Below are 19115 nucleotides of genomic sequence, written 5' to 3'. Positions count from 1 at the left end.
GTGGCCGGCGAAAAGCACGCAGAGACCGCCTCAGCTTCGCAATCCGTACCCGCCGAGGCACGGCAGAAGCACGCGCAGCTCGCTGAGCAGATCGAGGAGCACCGCTTCCGGTACTACGTGAACGACGCTCCCGTCGTCAGCGACGCGGAGTTCGACAAGCTGCTGCGTTCCCTCGAAGCGATCGAGGAGGAGCACCCCGAGCTGCGCACCCCCGACTCGCCGACCCAGAAGGTGGCCGGGGCGTACGAGACGGAGTTCACCTCCGTCCAGCACCGCGAGCGCATGCTCTCCCTCGACAACGCGTTCACCGACGAGCAGCTCGCCACCTGGGCCGAGCGCGTCGCCAAGGACGTGGGCACCTCCGACTACCACTTCCTGTGCGAGCTGAAGGTCGACGGCCTCGCGGTCAACCTCACCTACGAGCACGGCCGCCTCACCCGCGCGGCGACCCGCGGCGACGGCCGCACGGGCGAGGACATCACCCCCAATGTCCGTACGATCGCGGAGATTCCGGACCGCCTGAAGGGCGACCGCATCCCGGACCTCGTGGAGATCCGCGGCGAGGTCTACTTCCCGATGGAGAAGTTCGAGGAGCTCAACGCCCGCCTCCTGGAGGCCGGCGACAAGCCCTTCTCTAACCCGCGCAACGCGGCGGCGGGTTCGCTGCGCCAGAAGAACCCGCGCGTCACCGCCACCCGCCCGCTGCACATGGTCGTGCACGGCATCGGCGCCCGCGAGGGCTTCGACATCGACCGCCTCTCCCAGGCCTACGACCTGCTGAGCGAGTGGGGCCTGCCGACCACGCAGTACGCCAGGGTGGTCGACGACCTCGACGGCGTACGGGAGTTCATCGCGTACTACGGGGAGAACCGTCACTCCGTGGAGCACGAGATCGACGGTGTGGTCGTCAAGCTCGACGAAATCCCCCTCCAGGGACGGCTCGGCTCCACCTCGCGCGCGCCCCGCTGGGCGATCGCCTGGAAGTACGCGCCCGAGGAGGTCAACACCAAGCTGATCAACATCCGCGTCGGCGTGGGACGTACGGGCCGCGTCACGCCGTACGCGCAGGTCGAACCGGTCACGGTCGCCGGCTCGGAGGTCGAGTTCGCCACCCTGCACAACCAGGACGTGGTGAAGGCCAAGGGCGTCCTCATCGGCGACACGGTCGTGCTGCGCAAGGCCGGTGACGTCATCCCGGAGATCCTCGGCCCGGTCGTCGACCTGCGCGACGGCACCGAGCGGGAGTTCGTGATGCCCGCCGAGTGCCCCGAGTGCGGTACGGCGCTGCGGCCGATGAAGGAGGGCGACATCGACCTGCGCTGCCCGAACGCGAGGACGTGTCCGGCCCAGCTGCGTGAGCGGCTCTTCTACCTCGCGGGCCGCAAGGCGCTGGACATCGACCACTTCGGGTACGTGGCGGCCGCGGCCCTCACCAAGCCGCTGGAGCCGGCCGAGCCGCCGCTGGTGGACGAGGGCGACCTCTTCGACCTCACCATCGAGCGGCTGCTGCCCATCAAGGCGTACGTCCTCGACCAGGACAGCGGCCTGCCCAAGCGCGACCCGAAGACCGGCGAGGAGAAGATCGCCACGGTCTTCGCCAACCAGCAGGGCGAGCCGAAGAAGAACGCGCTTGCGATGCTGGACACCATCGCGGCCGCCAAGGACCGCCCGCTCGCCCGCATCCTGACGGGTCTGTCGATCCGTCATGTCGGGCCGGTCGCGGCGGAGGCGCTGGCCCGCGAGTTCCGCTCCATCGACCGCATCGAGCAGGCCACGGAGGAGGAGTTGACCGCGGTCGACGGCGTGGGCGGGATCGTCGCGAAAGCCCTGAAGGAATGGTTCGCCGAGGACTGGCACGGCGAGATCATCCGTAAGTGGCGGGCCGCCGGCGTTCGTATGCAGGATGAGGGCTCCGGTGAGGATGAGGGGCCGCGTCCGCTCGAAGGGCTCACCGTTGTCGTCACTGGCACGCTCGAACACCACACGCGGGATGGCGCGAAAGAGGCCCTGCAGAGCCGGGGAGCGAAAGTGACCGGTTCTGTTTCGAAGAAGACAGCTTTCGTTGTGGTGGGCGACAATCCTGGTTCGAAGTACGACAAGGCAATGCAGTTGAAGGTGCCGGTTCTGAACGAGGAGGGCTTCGCCGTCCTGCTCGAACAAGGGCCGGACGCGGCAGCGGAAGTCGCGCTCCCGATCGAGGAGTAGCGGTTGAAGGTCACCCGTTCGGCGCATATCAGATGCATACGGGTGGCCGGGTCGCATTCGGGCAACCGTCGACGACCGCTGCCCGTGGAAGCCTTCTGCGGCCTACTGTTGAGGTGTGCGCCTGCCGTGCCCAGCTGCGGCTGGGGCATCCCCTGCTCTTGAAGAGTCTGGGGAAAGGCTTTTCAGACGCGGCGCCGTTGGCGGTTGTCGCCGGCAACGGACCGCGTGGCGTGGGCACCGCCGGCTGTGAGAGGGACGGGAATGGAACCGACCGAGAGCGCCGCCCCTGACTCACGCCTGCGCCTGCGCCGGATGACCGGCACGTGGCTGGCCGGCCTGCGGACGGTGCGGTCTCCGGAACACCCCGGCACGGGCGGACCGGGCTCCGCACCCCTCATGGCACCCACCGCTCCCGGCGTCGGCAGGCTCACCGCGGAGCGTGCCACCGGACCGACCGGCCACGACGCCGAACGGCACATGTCCTGGCCCGCGCTGCCCGCGCTGCCCGCGGCGGTCGTCGCGGTGGCCGGGTTCGTTCTGGGCGCCGGCTTCTACCGGGCGTTCAGCGGCGACCACGCGCTCTTCCCGTCGGGCGCCGTCGGCTGGTCGCTGGCCGTGCTGACCGGCATCATCGTCGGCCACCTGGTCGCCCTCGGCCGGGCCCGCTGGTGGGGCGGCACCGGCTCCGGCGCGGCGCTCACCCTCTCGGTCCTGCTGCTGTACGGCTGGGTGCCCGCCGGCATGGTCAGCCTGACCGTCGTCGTCCTGGTCGGCATCGCGCGCCGCAACCGCTGGCGCCAAGGCCTGCTGCACGGCGCGGCCGACATCCTCGGCATCGGCGCCGGAGCGCTGGTCCTCGCCGTGTTCGGGCGGTTCCCCACCGTCGAGACGCCCTGGAACCCGGAGACCTGGACGCTCTCCGCCGCGCCGGAGGTGGCGCTGGTCGCCGCCGCGTATCTCGCGGTCACCCGCGGCCTGCTCTGGTACCTGCACGCGCCGCGCACCGGCGGTCTGCCCACCGTCGCCCGTACGGCGCTGGTCAGGCAGGGGCTCGTCGCGGTCGCGCTGCTCGGTATCGCGCCACTGATCTGTGTGGTCGCCATCGCGCAGCCCATACTGCTGCCGCTGTTCTCGATCCCGCTGATCGCCCTCGACTCCACGCTGTGGATCGCCCGCGCTCGGGCGGAGGAGCAGCTGCGCGATCCGCTGACCGGGCTGCCCAACCGGCAGTGGCTGCTGGAACGCACATGGACGGCTCTGGACGATGCCGAGCGCATCGGCGCGCGTTCTGCCCTGATGCTGATAGATATGGACCGATTCCGTTCGGTGAACGACACGTTGGGGCATCTCGCCGGAGACCGGCTGCTCCTTCAGATAGCCGACCGGCTGCGGCTGGCGCTGCCGCGCGGGGCGGAGGCCGCGCGGCTCGGCGGCGACGAGTTCGCCGTGTTACTGCCGGTCGCCGACTCCACGACGTCGGCCACACGGGTCGCCCGCAATCTCGTCGCCGCGCTCGGCTCGCCGCTCGACCTCGACGGGCTCACCCTCGTCCTGGAGGCCAGCGCCGGGCTCGCCGTCTTCCCCGACCACGCGCTGGACGCGGAGGGGCTGCTGCGGCGGGCGGACGTGGCGATGTACCAGGCGAAGCGGGACCGTACGGGGGTGGAGGTGTACGAGTCCAAGCGGGACTCCAACACCCCGGACCGGCTCGGTCTGCTCGGCGACCTGCGCCGGGCCCTCGACGCCGGCGACGTCGAACTGCACTACCAGCCGAAGGTCCGCTTCGACGGACAGGTGGCCGGACTCGAGGCACTGGTCCGCTGGGTGCATCCCGAGCGCGGGAAGGTACCGCCGGACGAGTTCATCGCCATCGCCGAGTCGTCCGGGCTGATGCCGCACCTCACCGAGTACGTGCTGGAGACGGCGCTCGGACAGGTCGCGCGCTGGCGGGCGCAGGGCCTGTACGTGCCGGTGGCCGTCAATGTCTCGCCGCGGGACGTCCACACGCCCGGGTTCGCCGGAGCGGTCGCCGCCCGTCTCGCCCGGCACGGGGTCCCCGCGGGGTCGTTGCAGCTGGAGATAACGGAACACGTACTCCTGGAGGACCCGCAGCGGGCCGCGGACACCCTGGCCGGGCTGACCGGGCACGGGGTGAAGATGTCGCTGGACGACTTCGGTACGGGGTACTCGTCGCTGGTGCACCTTCGCCGGCTGCCGGTGAGCGAGCTGAAGATCGACCGGTCGTTCGTCGCGCGGCTCGCCGTGGACAACGAGGACGCGGAGATCGTGCGCTGCACCGTCGATCTCGCGCACTCGCTGGGGCTGCTGGTCGTCGCGGAGGGTGTCGAGGACGACGAGACGTGGGAGCGGTTGCGGGACCTGGGGTGTGACGCTGTGCAGGGGTGGCTGGTCGCCGCCGCGATGCCGCCCGAGGAGGCCACGGCGTGGCTGCTGGCCCGTGGGTCCCGGGGGTGGCAGCGGCCGCGGGCCGCCTTGCCGGCCGCGGAGTAACTCTCGACGGTTCGTTGTCGGCCGCGGGTGCGTGGGGGTTCCGGCCTGTTCTCCCACCCGCGCACCGCCCATGACGGTCACCAGACAAGTCAAGCTCTCCCGCGGGGGTTCCTCACCGCCGGCGTCCGCACCTCGTCGGCTTCCTGCCCTCGTCAGCGGTAGTGCCCCGTAGGCGTTCGCGCCCGTGAGGGGCGGCCGCGCCCCTTCAGGGGCGCGGGGAACTGCGCGGCCAGCCCCCACCGGCCCGCAGGTTCGGACGGTGGTGTGGCCCCCTATGGAGAGCCGCCGACGGTGATGAACCCCCGCAGGAGACCCGCACCTTGGCAGCGGAGTGTCACGGGCGGTGCGCGGGTGGGAGACCCCCCGGATGAAACCCGGGCGCAGGCACCACCCCCGGCGCCATAGGATTGGGCCCAAACCACACACACTCACCCCAGAGGATCGCTGCATGCCTGGCATCACGCGCGAGGAGGTCGCCCACCTCGCACGGCTGGCGCGTCTGGAGCTGAAGGGCGAAGAGCTCGACCACTTCGCAGGCCAGCTCGACGACATCATCGGCGCGGTCGCCCGCGTCAGCGAGGTCGCCGACCAAGACGTACCGCCGACCTCTCATCCGCTGCCGCTGACGAACGTCATGCGCGCGGACGAGGTCCGTCCGTCGCTCACCCCCGAGCAGGCGCTCTCCGGCGCCCCGGCCCAGGAGCAGCAGCGTTTCAAGGTGCCGCAGATCCTGGGGGAGGACTAATCACCATGACGGACACCAACGTCAACATCATCAAGCTCACCGCGGCCGAGATCGCCGGCAAGATCGCCGCCGGCGAGCTCACCGCCGTCGAGGTCACCGAGGCCCACCTCGCCCGGATCGAGGCCGTCGACGAGAAGGTGCACGCCTTCCTGCACGTCGACCGTGAGGGCGCCCTCGCCCAGGCCCGTGCCGTCGACGCGAAGCGCGCCAAGGGCGAGAAGCTCGGCCCGCTCGCCGGTGTGCCTCTCGCGCTCAAGGACATCTTCACCACCGAGGGGATCCCGACCACCGTCGGTTCCAAGATCCTCGAAGGCTGGATCCCGCCGTACGACGCGACCCTCACCAAGAAGCTGAAGGCCGCCGACGTCGTCATCCTCGGCAAGACCAACATGGACGAGTTCGCCATGGGGTCATCCACCGAGAACAGCGCGTACGGGCCGACCGGCAACCCCTGGGACCTGACGAAGATCCCCGGCGGTTCCGGTGGCGGATCGAGCGCGGCCCTCGCCTCCTTCCAGGCACCCCTCGCGATCGGCACCGACACGGGCGGCTCCATCCGCCAGCCCGCGTCCGTCACCGGCACGGTCGGCGTCAAGCCGACGTACGGCGCGGTCTCCCGTTTCGGCATGGTGGCGTTCTCGTCCTCCCTCGACCAGGGCGGCCCCTGCGCCCGTACGGTCCTGGACGCGGCCCTCCTGCACGAGGTCATCGCCGGGCACGACCCGCTCGACTCGACCTCCATCGACGCCCCGGTCCCGCCGGTCGTCGAGGCCGCCCGCAACGGCAGCGTGACGGGCATGCGCGTCGGCGTCGTCAAGCAGTTCCGCGGCGAGGGCTACCAGGCCGGTGTGCTCCAGCGCTTCGACGAGTCGGTCGCGCTGCTCAAGGACCTCGGTGCCGAGATCGTCGAGCTGGACTGCCCGTCCTTCGACCTGGCGCTCTCCGCGTACTACCTGATCGCCCCGTCCGAGTGTTCGAGCAACCTCGCCCGCTTCGACGGCCTGCGCTACGGCCTGCGTACCGGCGACGACGGCACCCGCTCCGCCGAGGACGTCACCGCCCTCACCCGTGAGGAGGGCTTCGGCCCCGAGGTCAAGCGCCGCATCATGCTCGGCACGTACGCGCTCAGCTCCGGCTACTACGACGCGTACTACGGCTCGGCGCAGAAGGTCCGTACGCTCATCACGCGCGACTTCGAGAAGTCGTTCGAGAAGGTCGACGTCATCGTCTCGCCGACCACCCCGACCACCGCCTTCCCGATCGGCGAGCGCGCCGACGACCCGATGGCGATGTACCTCGCGGACCTGTGCACCATCCCCACCAACCTGGCCGGCAACTCCGCCATGTCGCTGCCCTGCGGTCTCGCGCCGGAGGACAACCTCCCGGTCGGTCTGCAGATCATCGCCCCGGCGCTGAAGGACGACCGGCTGTACAAGGTCGGCGCCGCCGTCGAGGCCGCCTTCGTGGAAAAGTGGGGGCACCCGCTGCTCGAGGAGGCTCCGTCGTTGTGAGTAAGGCACTGTCCAAGGCCAAGGGCTTCAAGAAGTCCAAGTCCGGTACGTACCTGTCCATCGCGACCACCGCGTTCGGGGCCGTCAGCGTTGCCAAGCAGGTCAAGAAGGCCCGCTTCGAGCACGACACGCTGCGCCTCATCGACGCGGCCGTGTCCGCCGCCGCCATCGTCACCGGCCTCGCCATCCTCTACCGCGAGCTGAAGCGGTTGGGCGACGACGACGTCCTGCTGGGCTGAGAGGGAAGTTTTCACCGTGACCACCACGACCGACCTGGTGTCGTACGAGGACGCGCTGGCGTCGTACGACCCCGTCATGGGCCTCGAAGTCCACGTCGAACTCGGCACCAGGACCAAGATGTTCTGCGGGTGTTCGACCGAGCTGGGCGCCGAGCCCAACTCGCAGACCTGCCCGACCTGCCTCGGCATGCCCGGCGCACTCCCCGTCGTCAACGCGATCGGCATCGAGTCCGCCATCAAGATCGGTCTCGCGCTGCACTGCGAGATCGCCGAGTGGTGCCGCTTCGCCCGGAAGAACTACTTCTATCCGGACATGCCGAAGAACTTCCAGACCTCCCAGTACGACGAGCCGATCGCCTTCAACGGCTACCTCGACGTACAGCTGGAGGACGGCGAGGTCTTCCGCGTGGAGATCGAGCGCGCCCACATGGAGGAGGACACCGGTAAGTCGCTGCACGTCGGCGGCGCCACCGGCCGTATCCACGGCGCGTCCCACTCGCTGCTCGACTACAACCGCGCGGGCATCCCGCTCATCGAGATCGTAACCAAGCCGATCGAGGGCGCGGGCGAGCGTGCTCCCGAGGTCGCCAAGGCGTACGTCGCCGAGCTGCGCGAGCTCATCAAGGCGCTCGGTGTCTCCGAGGCCCGCATGGAGCAGGGCCAGATGCGCTGCGACGTGAACCTGTCGCTGCGTCCGCACGGCCGCGAGAAGTTCGGCACGCGCTCCGAGACGAAGAACGTCAACTCGCTGCGTTCCGTGGAGCGTGCGGCCCGCTACGAGATCCAGCGCCACGCCGCGGTGCTGGACTCCGGCGGCACGATCATCCAGGAGACCCGCCACTTCCACGAGGACACCGGGTCCACGACCTCGGGCCGCGTGAAGGAGGAGGCCGAGGACTACCGGTACTTCCCGGAGCCCGACCTGGTCCCCGTCGCCCCGTCCCGTGAGTGGGTCGAGGAGCTGCGCGCCGGTCTGCCCGAGCAGCCGCTGGCCCGCCGCAACCGGCTGCGCGAGGAGTGGGGCGTCAATGCCCACGACATGCAGTCGATCCTCAACGCCGGTGCCATCGACCCGATCGTCGCCACGATCGAGGCCGGCGCGGACGCCGCGTCCGCCCGCAAGTGGTGGATGGGCGAACTGGCCCGCAGCGCCAACGAGTCGGGCAAGGCCCTGGAGGACCTGCCGATCACCGCGGCGCAGGTCGCCCGGGTCGCCGAGCTCGTCACCTCCGGCGATCTGAACGACAAGCTGGCCCGCCAGGTCATCGAAGCCGTTCTCGCGGGAGAAGGCACCCCGGACGAGGTCGTCGAGAAGCGCGGTCTGAAGGTCGTCTCGGACGAGGGCGCGCTGACCGCCGCCGTCGACGAGGCCATCGCCGGCAACCCCGGCATCGCCGACAAGATCCGCGGCGGCAAGGTCCAGGCCGTCGGCGCGCTCGTCGGTGCGGTCATGAAGGCCACCCGGGGCCAGGCCGACGCGGCCCGCGTCAAGGAGCTCATCCTGGAGAAGCTGGGCGTCAGCGAGGGCTGAGGTCAGGGTTTTCCTACTCCTTAGGGGGATACATCGGTTGCGATGTATCCCCCTAGGTGCGTCAACAGCCGCACAGGAGTACGCGCTACGCTCCCGCGCCATGGGTGGAAGCACAGACTCCAAGACGCGCGACGCCGCAACGCAGGACTTTGAGACGCATGACGTGGAGGATCCGGCGCAGGAGGCCCGGCGGGCCCGCTGGACGGCGGTCGGGACGGGAGCGCTGCTGGCCGTCGTCGGCCTCGCGGCGTCGGCGCTGCGCTCCACCGGTTCCCTGACCGCGCTCATACCCGTCTCCTACGCCTCGGGGGCCGCCCTGTGCGCCGGAGCGTCGGTGCTCGGGTCCCGGGGGCGCACCAGGCGGGCCCTGTGGCTGATGGTCGCCGGAGTGATGGTCATGGCGATGGGCGACCAGTTCGACTGAGCGATACCGCGCGGGGCGACAGAGTTCACGGGAATGTCCTGTGAGTTGGGTCGCACTCATGTGAATAAGCCCATGAATGAGGCAAACGATCACTTCCGGCTGTAAGAGTGATGGCGCATAAGTCATGCGTTCTTTGCGGGCGATTCCCGATAAAGATCCACAAAACGCCCAGGGAGCTCGTCCGTGGCAGCCCTCGCACGTTGGTGTGTGCAGCACCGCCTCGTCGTCGTTCTGCTCTGGCTTCTCGCCCTCGGCGGTGTCACCTCCGCCGCTGCCGTCACGGGCTCCGCGTACTCGAACGACTACGAAGCCCCCGGCACCGAGTCGGGCCGCGCCACCCAGCTCCTGCGGGACGGCTTCCCGGGCCTCGGCGGCGACAGCGACACCGTCGTCTGGCACACCAGCCCCGGCACCGTGCGCTCCTCGGACGTCGAACAGACCATGACCCGGACCCTGGACAAGATCTCGACCCTGCCCGGCGTGGCCTCCGTCGTCAGCCCCTACGAGGGCCAGGGCTCGGGCCAGATCAGCGCCGACGGAGGTACGGCCTACGCCACCGTCACCTTCCACGACCAGGCCGAGAACATCGACAAGGGCGACGCGCAGGCCGTCGTTGACACCGCGAAGGCAGCCGAGACCAAAGGGCTCCAAGTGGAGCTGGGCGGCAGCGCGATAGGGCTCACCGGGTCGTCGGGCGGGCACCTCTCCGAGATCGTCGGCGTGGTCGTCGCCGCCGTCGTCCTCTTCCTCGCCTTCGGCTCGCTCGCCGCCTCCCTGCTGCCCATCGCCACCGCCCTGGTCGGCGTCGGCACGGCGTACGCCGGAATCGTGCTCCTCGGACACGCCATGACCGTCGCCGACTTCGCGCCCATGCTCGGCATGCTGATCGGACTCGGCGTCGGCATCGACTACGCGCTGTTCATCGTGACCCGGCACCGGCGCGGGCTGAAACGAGGTCTCCCGGTGGCCGAGGCCGCGCGGAACGCCGTCGCCACCACAGGGCGCGCGGTCGTCTTCGCGGGCGCCACCGTCTGCATCGCCCTGCTCGGCATGCTCATCCTGCGGCTCGGCTTCCTGAACGGCGTGGCGATCGCCGCCTCCTTGACCGTCGTCCTCACCGTCGCGGCCTCCGTGACGCTGCTGCCCGCGCTGCTCTCCTTCATCGGTCCACGCGCGTTGAGCCGCCGCGAGCGGCGCAGGCTCTACGAGCACGGGCCCGAACCGGAGCTCCCGACCGGGTTCGCCGCCCGCTGGTCCGTCTTCGTGGAACGGCACCCCAAGCTGCTGGGCGCGGTCGCCGTCGTCGTCATGGCGCTGCTCGCGCTGCCCACGCTCTCGCTCCACCTCGGCACCTCCGACCAGGGCAACGACCCGAAGTCGACGACCACGCGAGCGGCGTACGACCTGGTGGCTGGGGGCACCTCCCGGTCGAGCGAAGCCGAGACTGGGGGAGGCTTCGGTGCCGGCGTGAACGGCCCCCTCACCCTCGTCACGAAGGTCGACGGCGCCGAGGACAAGCTCGCGCTCGACAACCTGGACGCCACGCTCCGGGCGACCAGGGGCGTCGCGTCGGTGACCCCGGTGACGTACAACACCGGTGGTGACACCGCCTACCTCATCGTCGTCCCGGAGTCTGCGCCGCAGTCCCAGAAGACCAGCGATCTCGTGGGCAGGCTGCGGGCCGACGTCCTGCCGCGCGCCGAGGCGGACACCGCGCTCGATGTGCACGTCGGCGGTGTGACGGCCAGCTATGACGACTTCGCGGACGTCATCGTCGGCAAACTCCCGCTCTTCGTGGGCGTCGTGATCGGCCTCGGCTGCGTCCTCCTGCTGCTGGCCTTCCGTTCGATCGGCATCCCCCTGAAGGCCGCCGTGATGAACATCGCCGCCGTGGCCGCCGCCTTCGGAGTCGTCGTCGCGATCTTCCAGTGGGGCTGGGGCAGCGAACTGCTCGGCCTCGGCCGCGCGGGCCCGATCGAACCCTTCCTGCCCGTGATCATGGTGTCGGTCCTCTTCGGGCTCTCCATGGACTACCAGGTCTTCCTGGTCAGCCGGATGTACGAGGAATGGCTGGAAACCGGCGACAACCGGCGCGCCGTCCGGGTCGGCCTCGCCGAGACCGGCCGTGTGATCAACTCCGCCGCCGTCATCATGATCTCGGTCTTCCTCGCCTTCGTGCTCAGCGGCGACCGCGTCATCGCGATGTTCGGCATCGCCCTCGCCTCCGCCGTCGCCCTCGACGCCTTCGTCCTGCGTACGCTCCTGGTGCCCGCCCTCATGCACCTGCTGGGCGGCGCCAACTGGTGGCTGCCCCGCTGGCTCGACCAGCGGCTGCCGCGCATCAGCATCGAGCCGCCCGAATGCCGCGCCGCCCATGAGAGGCTGGCCGCGGTGACGGACGCCGAGGTGGCGGACGTACTGGAGAAGGAGCGGCAGCGGGATGTACGCGATATCTCTGGGTGACGACGGAGCGGAACTGCGGCCCCTGGAGCCGTGGCACGCCGAGGAGTTCCTGGCGCATCTGGACCGGGGCAGGGAGTTCATCAGCCAGTTCATCCCCTTCGGGTCCAAGGCGACGGACATCGCGTCCACGCGGGTCCTGCTCCAGAGGTACGCCGACATGCGCGCCGCCGACACCGGATCCCTGCACGGTCTGTGGCTGGACGGGAAGCTCGTGGGCGGGGTGCTCTTCCTGAACTTCGACGCGGAGCGCGGCAACAGCGAGGTCGGGTGCTGGCTGGAACCCGACGGCACCGGGCGCGGGCTCGTCACCCGTGCGATGCGGGTGCTCCTCGACTGGGCCTTCGAGGAGCGCGGGATCCACCGGATCGAGTGGATCGCCGCCTCCGGGAACCAGCCGAGCCTGAACGTGGCACGCCGGCTGGGCATGAGCCGGGACGGGGTGCGCCGGGAAAGCCACCCCTACCGGGGCGTACGGCACGATCTTGAGGTGTGGTCCCTCCTCGCCCCCGAATGGCGTGAGGCACGCGCGCGTGCCGCTCACAACGATCATTAAGGGACCTCTCAGAGAGCGTCCGTACCGTGCGGGGTATGGGAACCAAGACTGTTGACGAGGCCGGGGTCGAGACCGGCACCGAGGCGAAGAGCGACCAGGAGACGGTGGACGTCACCAAGACCGACGTCACCAAGACCGACGAGGCGACGGAGACCGAAGCGGACGCCTCGGCCGGCGCTCCGGACGACGACGAGGACGGGGATGACCAGCCCGAGGCGATCGCCGACAAGACCTCCGCGGGAGTCGGCCAGGGTGCCGCCGCGGTCGTCTCCGCCGCCCTGGGCCTGGTCTCGCTGACCGGCAGCTGGCTCGGCACCGTCGGGCAGGCCCGCGACTCGCTGTACGGGCAGCTGGAGACCGCGTCGACCGCCTCCGTCTCCACGCAGATCAAGCAGGTCTACGCCGACTCGTGGAACGTCAACGCGTTCGTCGCCGGCCTTTTCGCGCTGACGGCCCTGATCGTCGCTGTCGTCGTGCTGGCCCGCCCGGCATTCGGGAACCCCGACCGGGTGCAGGCCCCGTGGATCAAGTCCGTCGCCTGGGCGGGTGTCTCGCTCGGGATCATCGGTCTGCTGCTGGCCGTCCTCAAGTACACCGACGTCCTTATGTCCATGCCGTCCACCTGAGCACCTGCTGCCCGGGTTTCTGAGGGGCCTTAGGGCCGGCGTAGGACACTTACGCCGGCCCTAAGGCCCTTCGCATGCGCAAGATGCGGAACTCTCCCGATGTGGCGCACCCCCCTGGGAGAAGAGAGTTGAGGCATCGCAAACGAGCGAGGCCGAAACCGACTCTTCACGAGGGGCACGAGATGTTCGAGTACGAGCTTCACCAGATCCGATCCGCCGAGCTGATCCGCGAGGCCCAGAACCACCGACTGGCGCAGGAGGCCCTCCGCGGCCGCCGTGCCGCCCGCCGCGCCGCCGCGCGTGAGTCCGGGCAGAACGACACGGAGGGGCAGTCGCATAGCGGCCGTCCCCGCCGGCACCGGTTCGCCCGCGCCGCATGAGCGGCGGGGCACGGGAGGACAGCCGCGCCACCGGCGGCCGTCCTCCCGTGGCAGTGGAGCGCGGCCGTACGGGGGTCGGCCGCCTCCTGGAACACGAAGGCCGCCAGGCCGGAACAACGGCCGCCTTCCCGATAACCGGTGCCGCACTGCCGGACCCCTGTGCGATGCTCGGGCCTGTGGAGACCAGGTCCGTCAGCCCGGTGTTCGTCGGACGCACCGACGAATTGGGGGTGTTGAACGAAGCGCTCGCGCGCGCCGCCGGCGGGGATGCCCCGCCGGCGTCGACCGCTGCGGGAGAACCCCAGGCGTTGCTGCTCGGCGGCGAGGCCGGGGTCGGAAAGACCCGCCTGCTGGAGGAGTTCGCCGCCGCGGCCGCCCGCGAGGGCGCCGTCGTCGTGTCCGGCGGCTGCGTCGAGATCGGCGCCGACGGGCTTCCCTTCGCACCGTTCTCCACCGCCCTGCGCGCCCTGCGCCGCATCCTCCCCGACGAATTCGCCGCCGCGGCCGCCGGCCAGGAGGAGGAGCTGGCCCGGCTGCTGCCCGAGCTGGGCGAGACACCCCGGGGACAGCGGTACGACGAGCAGGGCATGGCCCGCCTCTTCGAACTCACCGCCCGTCTCCTGGAGCGCGTCGCCGCGGACCGCACGGTCGTCGTCGCCCTCGAAGACCTGCACTGGGCCGACGCCTCCACCCGCCACCTGCTCGCCTACCTCTTCCGCACGCTGCGCACCGGCCGCCTGGTCGTCGTCGCCAGTTACCGCGCCGACGACATCCACCGCCGCCACCCGCTGCGGCCCCTCCTCGCCGAGCTCGACCGCCTCCGCACGGTCCGCCGCATCGAACTCGGTCGCTTCAGCCGCGCCGAGGTCGGCCGCCAGATCGCCGGAATCCTCGCCCACGAACCCGACCCGGCCCAGGTCGACGAGATCTTCGCCCGCTCCGACGGCAACGCCTTCTTCGTCGAGGAACTCGCCGTCGCCGCCCACGAAGGCTGTCGTACGGGACTCACGGACACCCTGCGCGACCTCCTCCTCGTACGAGTCGAAGGCCTGCCCGAGAGCGCCCAGCGCGTCGCCCGGATCGTCGCCGAGGGCGGCTCCACCGTCGAGTACCGGCTGCTGGCCGCCGTGGCCCGGCTCGCCGAGGACGACCTGATCGAGGCGCTGCGGGCCGCCGTCGGCGCCAACATCCTGCTCGCCTCGCCCGGCGGCGACGGCTACCGCTTCCGCCACTCCCTGGTCCGCGAAGCCGTCAGCGACGATCTGCTGCCTGGCGAGCGCTCCCGCTTCAACCGCCGCTACGCCGAGGCCCTGGAGGCCGACCCGACACTCGTACCGGCCGACGAGCGGACCACCCGCCTCGCCAGCTACTGGTACCACGCCCACGACGCCGCCAAGGCCCTGCCCGCCGTCCTCGACGCCTCCGTCGAGGCCCGCCGCCGGCACGCCCACTCCGAGCAACTGCGGCTCCTGGAGCGGGCGATGGAGCTGTGGGACATCGCCCCCGACGCCGTACGGGCCGCACTGCGCCCCATCGACTACGTGGAGGTCTATCCGCCCTGCGGCTGCGACCCCGCCACCACCCCCCTGCGCTATCTCGACCTGATGGCCGAGGCCGCCGTCGCCGGCCGCCTGTGCGGGGAGCGCGAGCGCGCCCTGAAGATCACCAAGAAGGCGGGGCGCCTCCTGGAGGACGAGGGCGACCCGCTGCGCGCCGCCTGGTTCTGGCTCCAGCGTTCCCGGCTGACCCAGTCGCTGGTGCGCGGCGACGGCTGGAAGGAACTCGCCACCGCCCAGGACCTGGTGCGCGGCCTCCCGCCGTCCGAGGTGCACGCCGAGGTGCTGTCCATGGTCGCCTCCTGGTGCATGCTGCACGAACCGGGCCCCGGCGCCCTCTCCGCCGCCGAGCGCGCCGTGGAGTACGCGCGCATGGTGGGCGCCCGCGACACCGAGCTGAACGCCCGGCTCACGCTCGGCGGCCTCATGGTCGACGCGGGGGACATCGAGGCGGGACTCGCGCAGATGTACGAGGTCAAGGAGCAGGTGAACCAGTCCGGCGCCTCCTATGTCGCCGGCCGCGCGCACATCAACCTCCCGTCCAACCTGGAATCGGTCGGCCGCTCCCGCGAGGCCGTCACGGTCCTGCGGGAGGGCGTCGAACTCTCCCGCAGGAACGGCCTGCTGGACACCCAGGCCTGGGTCTGGGGCAACCTCTCCGAGTCGCTCTACACACTCGGCCAGTGGGACGAGGCCCTTGAGGCCGCACGGAACACGCTGGCCATCGGACTCAGCGGCAAGGCGTCCGGCCTCGGCGCCTCCCGGCTGGCGCGCCTCGCCCTCGCCTTCGGTGACCTCCCCGAGGCCGGACGCCAACTGGCCGCCGCCCGCGGCCACTTCGGCACCCACGACTCCATGCCCCAGCACTCCCTGCCGCTGATGTGCACAGCGATCGGGATAGCCGCCGGCGAGGGCCGCCTCCTCGACGCCCGCGCCGAGCTGCGGCAAGCCCTGGACATGGGATTCGCGCCCGGCACCCAGCGCTACGCCTGGCCCCTGCTGCGCGCCGCCGCCACCGCCGAGGCCGACGCCCGCGGGCTGCCCGTCGCCGAAGCGGCCCGCGCCGAGAACGTCGAACACATCCGCGCCGCCGCCAAGTCACTGGCCACCGGCGCGCCGGTCTGGCTCGCGTACGCGCAGTGGGTGCGCGCCGAACTCCAGCGCGCCGAGGGCGTGACCACGCCGCACGACTGGTCCGAGGCGGTCACCGCCTTCGAACCTCTGGAGCGCCCCTACGACCTCGCCCGTGTCCGCCACCGTCTCGCCGAGGCTCTGCTGACCTCGGGCACGGACGACGACGACCGCGACCGCGCCACGGAACTCCTCCGGCTGGCCCGGGCGACCGCCGACCACCTCGGCGCGCGCCCGCTCGCCGACGCCGTCGCGCTGCTCGCCCAGCGGGCCCGCCTGGTCCTGACCCACACCCGCGAAGCGTCCGCCCTCGCCCCCGTCGACCCGGCGGCGGCGCTCGGCCTCACCAGCCGCGAGCGCGATGTCCTCCGCCTTGTCGCCGCCGGCCGCAGCAACCGCCAGATCGCGGAGGAACTTTTCATCTCCCCTAAGACGGCCAGCGTCCACGTCTCGAACATTCTGGCCAAGCTGGACGTCTCAGGACGGGGGGAGGCGGCGGCCCTGGCGCATCGGCTGCGGCTGTTCCCACCGGAGACCCGCGCTGCCCAGGCGGCGGGCTGACGCCTACGCTGTAAAGGATCCGGGCCGAGGAGGCGCCGTGTTCAACATGTTCGAGGAGCTCTTCGCACCAGGCCGCAAGCACACGAACGACGAACGCAAACGCCTGGAACTGACCCGAGTGGACCTGAACGACGCCGACCCGGGCCGCGGCCCCATAGACCTGTCCTCGGGCAAGGTGGTCGTACGACTGCCGAAGCCGGAGCCCGGGCAGGAGCGGGCGGGCACGGCCGAGGAACCCAAGTCCGAGCGCGAGCCCAAGTCCGGGCGTGAACCGAAGTCCGCGCGTGAGCCCAAGTCCGGGCCCGACGCGTCCTGAGGCTCCGCGCGCCTACTTCACCTCCACCTCCAGAATCCTGTCGTCCCCCTTCCCCGGGCTCCCGCGGCCGTCCGTCTCGCTCGTCGTCAGCCAGAGCTTGTCTCCGCCCGCCGAGACGACCGTGCGCAGGCGGCCGTACTTGCCCTTCAAGAAGGCCTCGGGGGCGGCGGAGGCCTTCGTGCCGTTCAGGGGGATGCGCCACAGGCGTTCCCCCTTGAGGCCGGCCATCCATATGGAGCCCTCGGCGTAGGCGATGCCACTGGGGGAGGCCTCGTCGGTGGGCCACTGGGCGATCGGGTTGTGGTACTTGGGGTTGTCGCTCTTGCCCTCGACCACCGGCCAGCCGTAGTTGTCACCCGGCTTGATCTGGTTGAGCTCGTCCCAGGTGTCCTGGCCGAACTCGGAGGCCCACAGGCGCTGTTTGTCGTCCCAGGCGAGGCCCTGGACATTGCGATGCCCGTACGAATAGACCACCGAGTCGCCGAAGGGATTGCCCGGCGCCGGCTCGCCGTCCGGTGTCATCCGCAGGATCTTGCCGCCCAGCGCCTTCTTGTCCTGGGCCAGCTCACGGTCACCGGTCTCACCCGCACCCGCGTACAGCATCTTGTCCGGGCCGAACGCGATCCGGCCGCCGTTGTGGATCATCCCCTTGGGGATGCCCTTGAAGATCGTGTCCGGTGCGCCCAGCTGCTCGCCGGACGGCTTCTTGTCGTCGTACAGCATGCGGACGATGCGGTTGTCCGAGGCCGTCGTGAAGTAGGCGTAGATCATGTGATCCGAGGCGTAGTCCGGGGAGAGCGCGATGCCCAGGAGGCCGCCCTCTCCCGCGGGCGCCACCCCGGGCACCTCGCCCATCACTGTCTTCTTGCCGGTCTTCTCGTCCACCCGGGTGATCGTCCCCTTGTCCCGCGAGGACACCAGCAGTCCGCCCTCGGGCAGCGGCGCGAGGCCCCAAGGGGTGTCGAGGTCCTCGGTGACGGTGCGCAGGACCTTCACCGAGCCCTTGGCGGGCGGTGTCTCCTCCGCGGACTGCTGGGAGGAGGGCGACCCCGGCTCCGTACTCCCGGCGTTCGGGAACGCGCTCCCGCCGCCCGACGTTCCCCCGTCGCCGGAGGAACATCCGGCCGTCACCAGGAGCGCGGCCGCGGCCAACACGGCTGTCACTGCTCGACGTTGCACCATCAAGGTCCCTTCGACGCGGCGGTCCTACTGTTCATACACCGCTCGCGATCCGCGGGTTCCCGATCACCGACAAGCAATCCGCAAATCCCCGTACAGCCTCAGGACCCTTCTCAGTCCCAGGATCCCCGTGCCCCCGGCAGCCCCGCCACCTCCGCGAGGTCCTCCGCCGTCAGCCGCAGCCCGGCCGCGCCCGCGTTCTCCGTGACCCAGCGCTCCCGCTTGGCCCCCGGCACCGGGACCACGTGCGGACCCTGCGCCAGGACCCATGCCAGCGCCACCTGCGCGGGCGTGACCGCGTTCTCGTGGTCCCCGTGCCGCCGGGCGATGCGCCGCAGCCCTACGACCAGGGGCTGGTTCGCGGCCATCATCTCGGCCGTGAAGCGAGGGTGGCGGGCGCGCACGTCGTCGGGTTCGAAGCCCTCGCCGGGGGTCAGCGTGCCGGTCAGGAAGCCGTTGCCGAGCGGCATCGCGGCCAGGAAACCGACCCCGCGCGCCGCGCACCACGGCAGCAGCGCGTCCAGCGCCTCCGTCGACCACACCGACAGCTCCGCCTCCACGGCGCTCACCGGGAAGACCTGTTGCACCCGCTCCAGTTGCCGGATCGTTCCGTCGTGCAGCCGGGCCCCTGAACGGCGGGCGGACCGGGCGCCCACCGCGCACAGTCCGAGCGACCGCACTTTTCCGGCCGACACGAGGTCGGCCATCGCGCCCCAGGTCTCCTCGACCGGAACCTCCGGGTCCGCGCGGTGCAGCTGATAGAGGTCGATCACGTCCGTCTGGAGGCGCCGCAGCGACGCGTCGCACGCCCGCTTCACATAGCCGGGGCGCCCATTGGCCACGATGTGCTGCTCGCCCACCAGCAGGCCGACCTTGGTCGACACGAAGGCCTCGGAGCGCCGCTCCTTGAGCACCCGCCCCACCAGCAGCTCGTTGGTGAAGGGGCCGTACATGTCGGCCGTGTCGAGCAGCGTCGAACCCCGGTCGAGTGCCGTGTGCACCGCGCGGAGCGACTCCTCACCACGCTGCCGCGAACCCGTGTACGCCCAGCTCATCGGCATGCATCCGAGCCCGACCGCCCCCACATCGAGCGCCGCAGCCCCGATCGTCCTGCGCTCCACTTGGCCGCACCCTCCCTCATCTGGCACCCCAAACTAACCTCTGCGCGCGCGGGTGCTTCGCAT

General features: G+C 70.8%; 15 protein-coding genes. 13 read left to right on the top strand and 2 right to left on the bottom strand.

Annotated features, from left to right (window positions below):
• The 13 genes from ligA to OIC96_RS14270 all read left to right on the top strand — a co-directional run bounded on the left by ligA (position 1) and on the right by OIC96_RS14270 (position 16752).
• Entirely contained in the window at positions 1-2205 is a 2205-nt protein-coding gene (ligA, locus tag OIC96_RS14330; RefSeq protein WP_330307467.1) for an NAD-dependent DNA ligase LigA, read from the top strand.
• 261 nt (positions 2206-2466) lie between these two features.
• Positions 2467-4716 (top strand): putative bifunctional diguanylate cyclase/phosphodiesterase, encoded by a 2250-nt coding sequence (locus OIC96_RS14325; RefSeq protein WP_330307468.1) that lies wholly within the window; start codon positions 2467-2469, stop codon positions 4714-4716.
• A gap of 448 nt (positions 4717-5164) precedes the next feature.
• On the top strand, positions 5165-5461 hold the full coding sequence (gene gatC / locus OIC96_RS14320; RefSeq protein WP_015036350.1) for an Asp-tRNA(Asn)/Glu-tRNA(Gln) amidotransferase subunit GatC: 297 nt from the start codon (positions 5165-5167) through the stop codon (positions 5459-5461).
• Between the two features lie 5 nt (positions 5462-5466).
• Positions 5467-6972, top strand: a complete 1506-nt coding sequence (gene gatA / locus OIC96_RS14315; RefSeq protein ID WP_330307469.1) for an Asp-tRNA(Asn)/Glu-tRNA(Gln) amidotransferase subunit GatA — start codon at positions 5467-5469, stop codon at positions 6970-6972.
• On the top strand, positions 6969-7211 hold the full coding sequence (locus tag OIC96_RS14310; protein WP_330307470.1) for a hypothetical protein: 243 nt from the start codon (positions 6969-6971) through the stop codon (positions 7209-7211). Before gatA ends, OIC96_RS14310 begins: the two co-directional genes overlap by 4 nt.
• Positions 7212-7227: 16 nt before the next feature.
• Positions 7228-8742: an Asp-tRNA(Asn)/Glu-tRNA(Gln) amidotransferase subunit GatB gene (gene gatB, locus OIC96_RS14305; RefSeq protein ID WP_330307471.1), complete on the top strand. Its 1515-nt coding sequence runs from the start codon at positions 7228-7230 to the stop codon at positions 8740-8742.
• A gap of 100 nt (positions 8743-8842) precedes the next feature.
• Positions 8843-9166: a hypothetical protein gene (locus OIC96_RS14300; RefSeq protein ID WP_330307472.1), complete on the top strand. Its 324-nt coding sequence runs from the start codon at positions 8843-8845 to the stop codon at positions 9164-9166.
• A gap of 183 nt (positions 9167-9349) precedes the next feature.
• The gene (locus tag OIC96_RS14295; RefSeq protein ID WP_330307473.1) at positions 9350-11629 is read left to right on the top strand and encodes an MMPL family transporter; all 2280 of its coding nucleotides are present in this window, start codon (positions 9350-9352) and stop codon (positions 11627-11629) included.
• Positions 11607-12182 (top strand): GNAT family N-acetyltransferase, encoded by a 576-nt coding sequence (locus OIC96_RS14290; RefSeq protein WP_330307474.1) that lies wholly within the window; start codon positions 11607-11609, stop codon positions 12180-12182. The genes OIC96_RS14295 and OIC96_RS14290 overlap by 23 nt, the downstream gene beginning before the upstream one ends.
• Before the next feature lie 35 nt (positions 12183-12217).
• A complete protein-coding gene (locus OIC96_RS14285) occupies positions 12218-12808 on the top strand; it encodes a hypothetical protein (RefSeq protein WP_330307475.1) in 591 nt (196 codons plus the stop codon).
• Between the two features lie 182 nt (positions 12809-12990).
• Positions 12991-13188 carry a hypothetical protein gene (locus OIC96_RS14280; RefSeq protein ID WP_330307476.1) on the top strand — a complete coding sequence of 66 codons (198 nt, stop codon included), beginning with the start codon at positions 12991-12993 and terminating at the stop codon, positions 13186-13188.
• Between the two features lie 164 nt (positions 13189-13352).
• Positions 13353-16436 (top strand): helix-turn-helix transcriptional regulator, encoded by a 3084-nt coding sequence (locus OIC96_RS14275; protein WP_330310297.1) that lies wholly within the window; start codon positions 13353-13355, stop codon positions 16434-16436.
• Between the two features lie 37 nt (positions 16437-16473).
• On the top strand, positions 16474-16752 hold the full coding sequence (locus tag OIC96_RS14270; RefSeq protein ID WP_330307477.1) for a DUF6191 domain-containing protein: 279 nt from the start codon (positions 16474-16476) through the stop codon (positions 16750-16752).
• 12 nt (positions 16753-16764) lie between these two features.
• Here the strand turns inward: OIC96_RS14270 and OIC96_RS14265 are convergent, their stop codons facing one another.
• Together OIC96_RS14265 and OIC96_RS14260 are read right to left on the bottom strand one after the other, a co-directional pair.
• Positions 16765-17934: a PQQ-dependent sugar dehydrogenase gene (locus OIC96_RS14265; RefSeq protein WP_330307478.1), complete on the bottom strand. Its 1170-nt coding sequence runs from the start codon at positions 17932-17934 to the stop codon at positions 16765-16767.
• Positions 17935-18044: 110 nt separating this feature from the next.
• Positions 18045-19052 carry an aldo/keto reductase gene (locus OIC96_RS14260; protein ID WP_330307479.1) on the bottom strand — a complete coding sequence of 336 codons (1008 nt, stop codon included), beginning with the start codon at positions 19050-19052 and terminating at the stop codon, positions 18045-18047.
• Positions 19053-19115: the final 63 nt, after the last annotated feature.

This window comes from Streptomyces sp. NBC_00775, from assembly GCF_036347135.1.
Classification (GTDB): domain Bacteria; phylum Actinomycetota; class Actinomycetes; order Streptomycetales; family Streptomycetaceae; genus Streptomyces; species Streptomyces lutosisoli.
The sequence above is the reverse complement of the archived record's forward strand: the minus strand, read 5'-3'. Positions and strand labels throughout refer to the sequence as shown.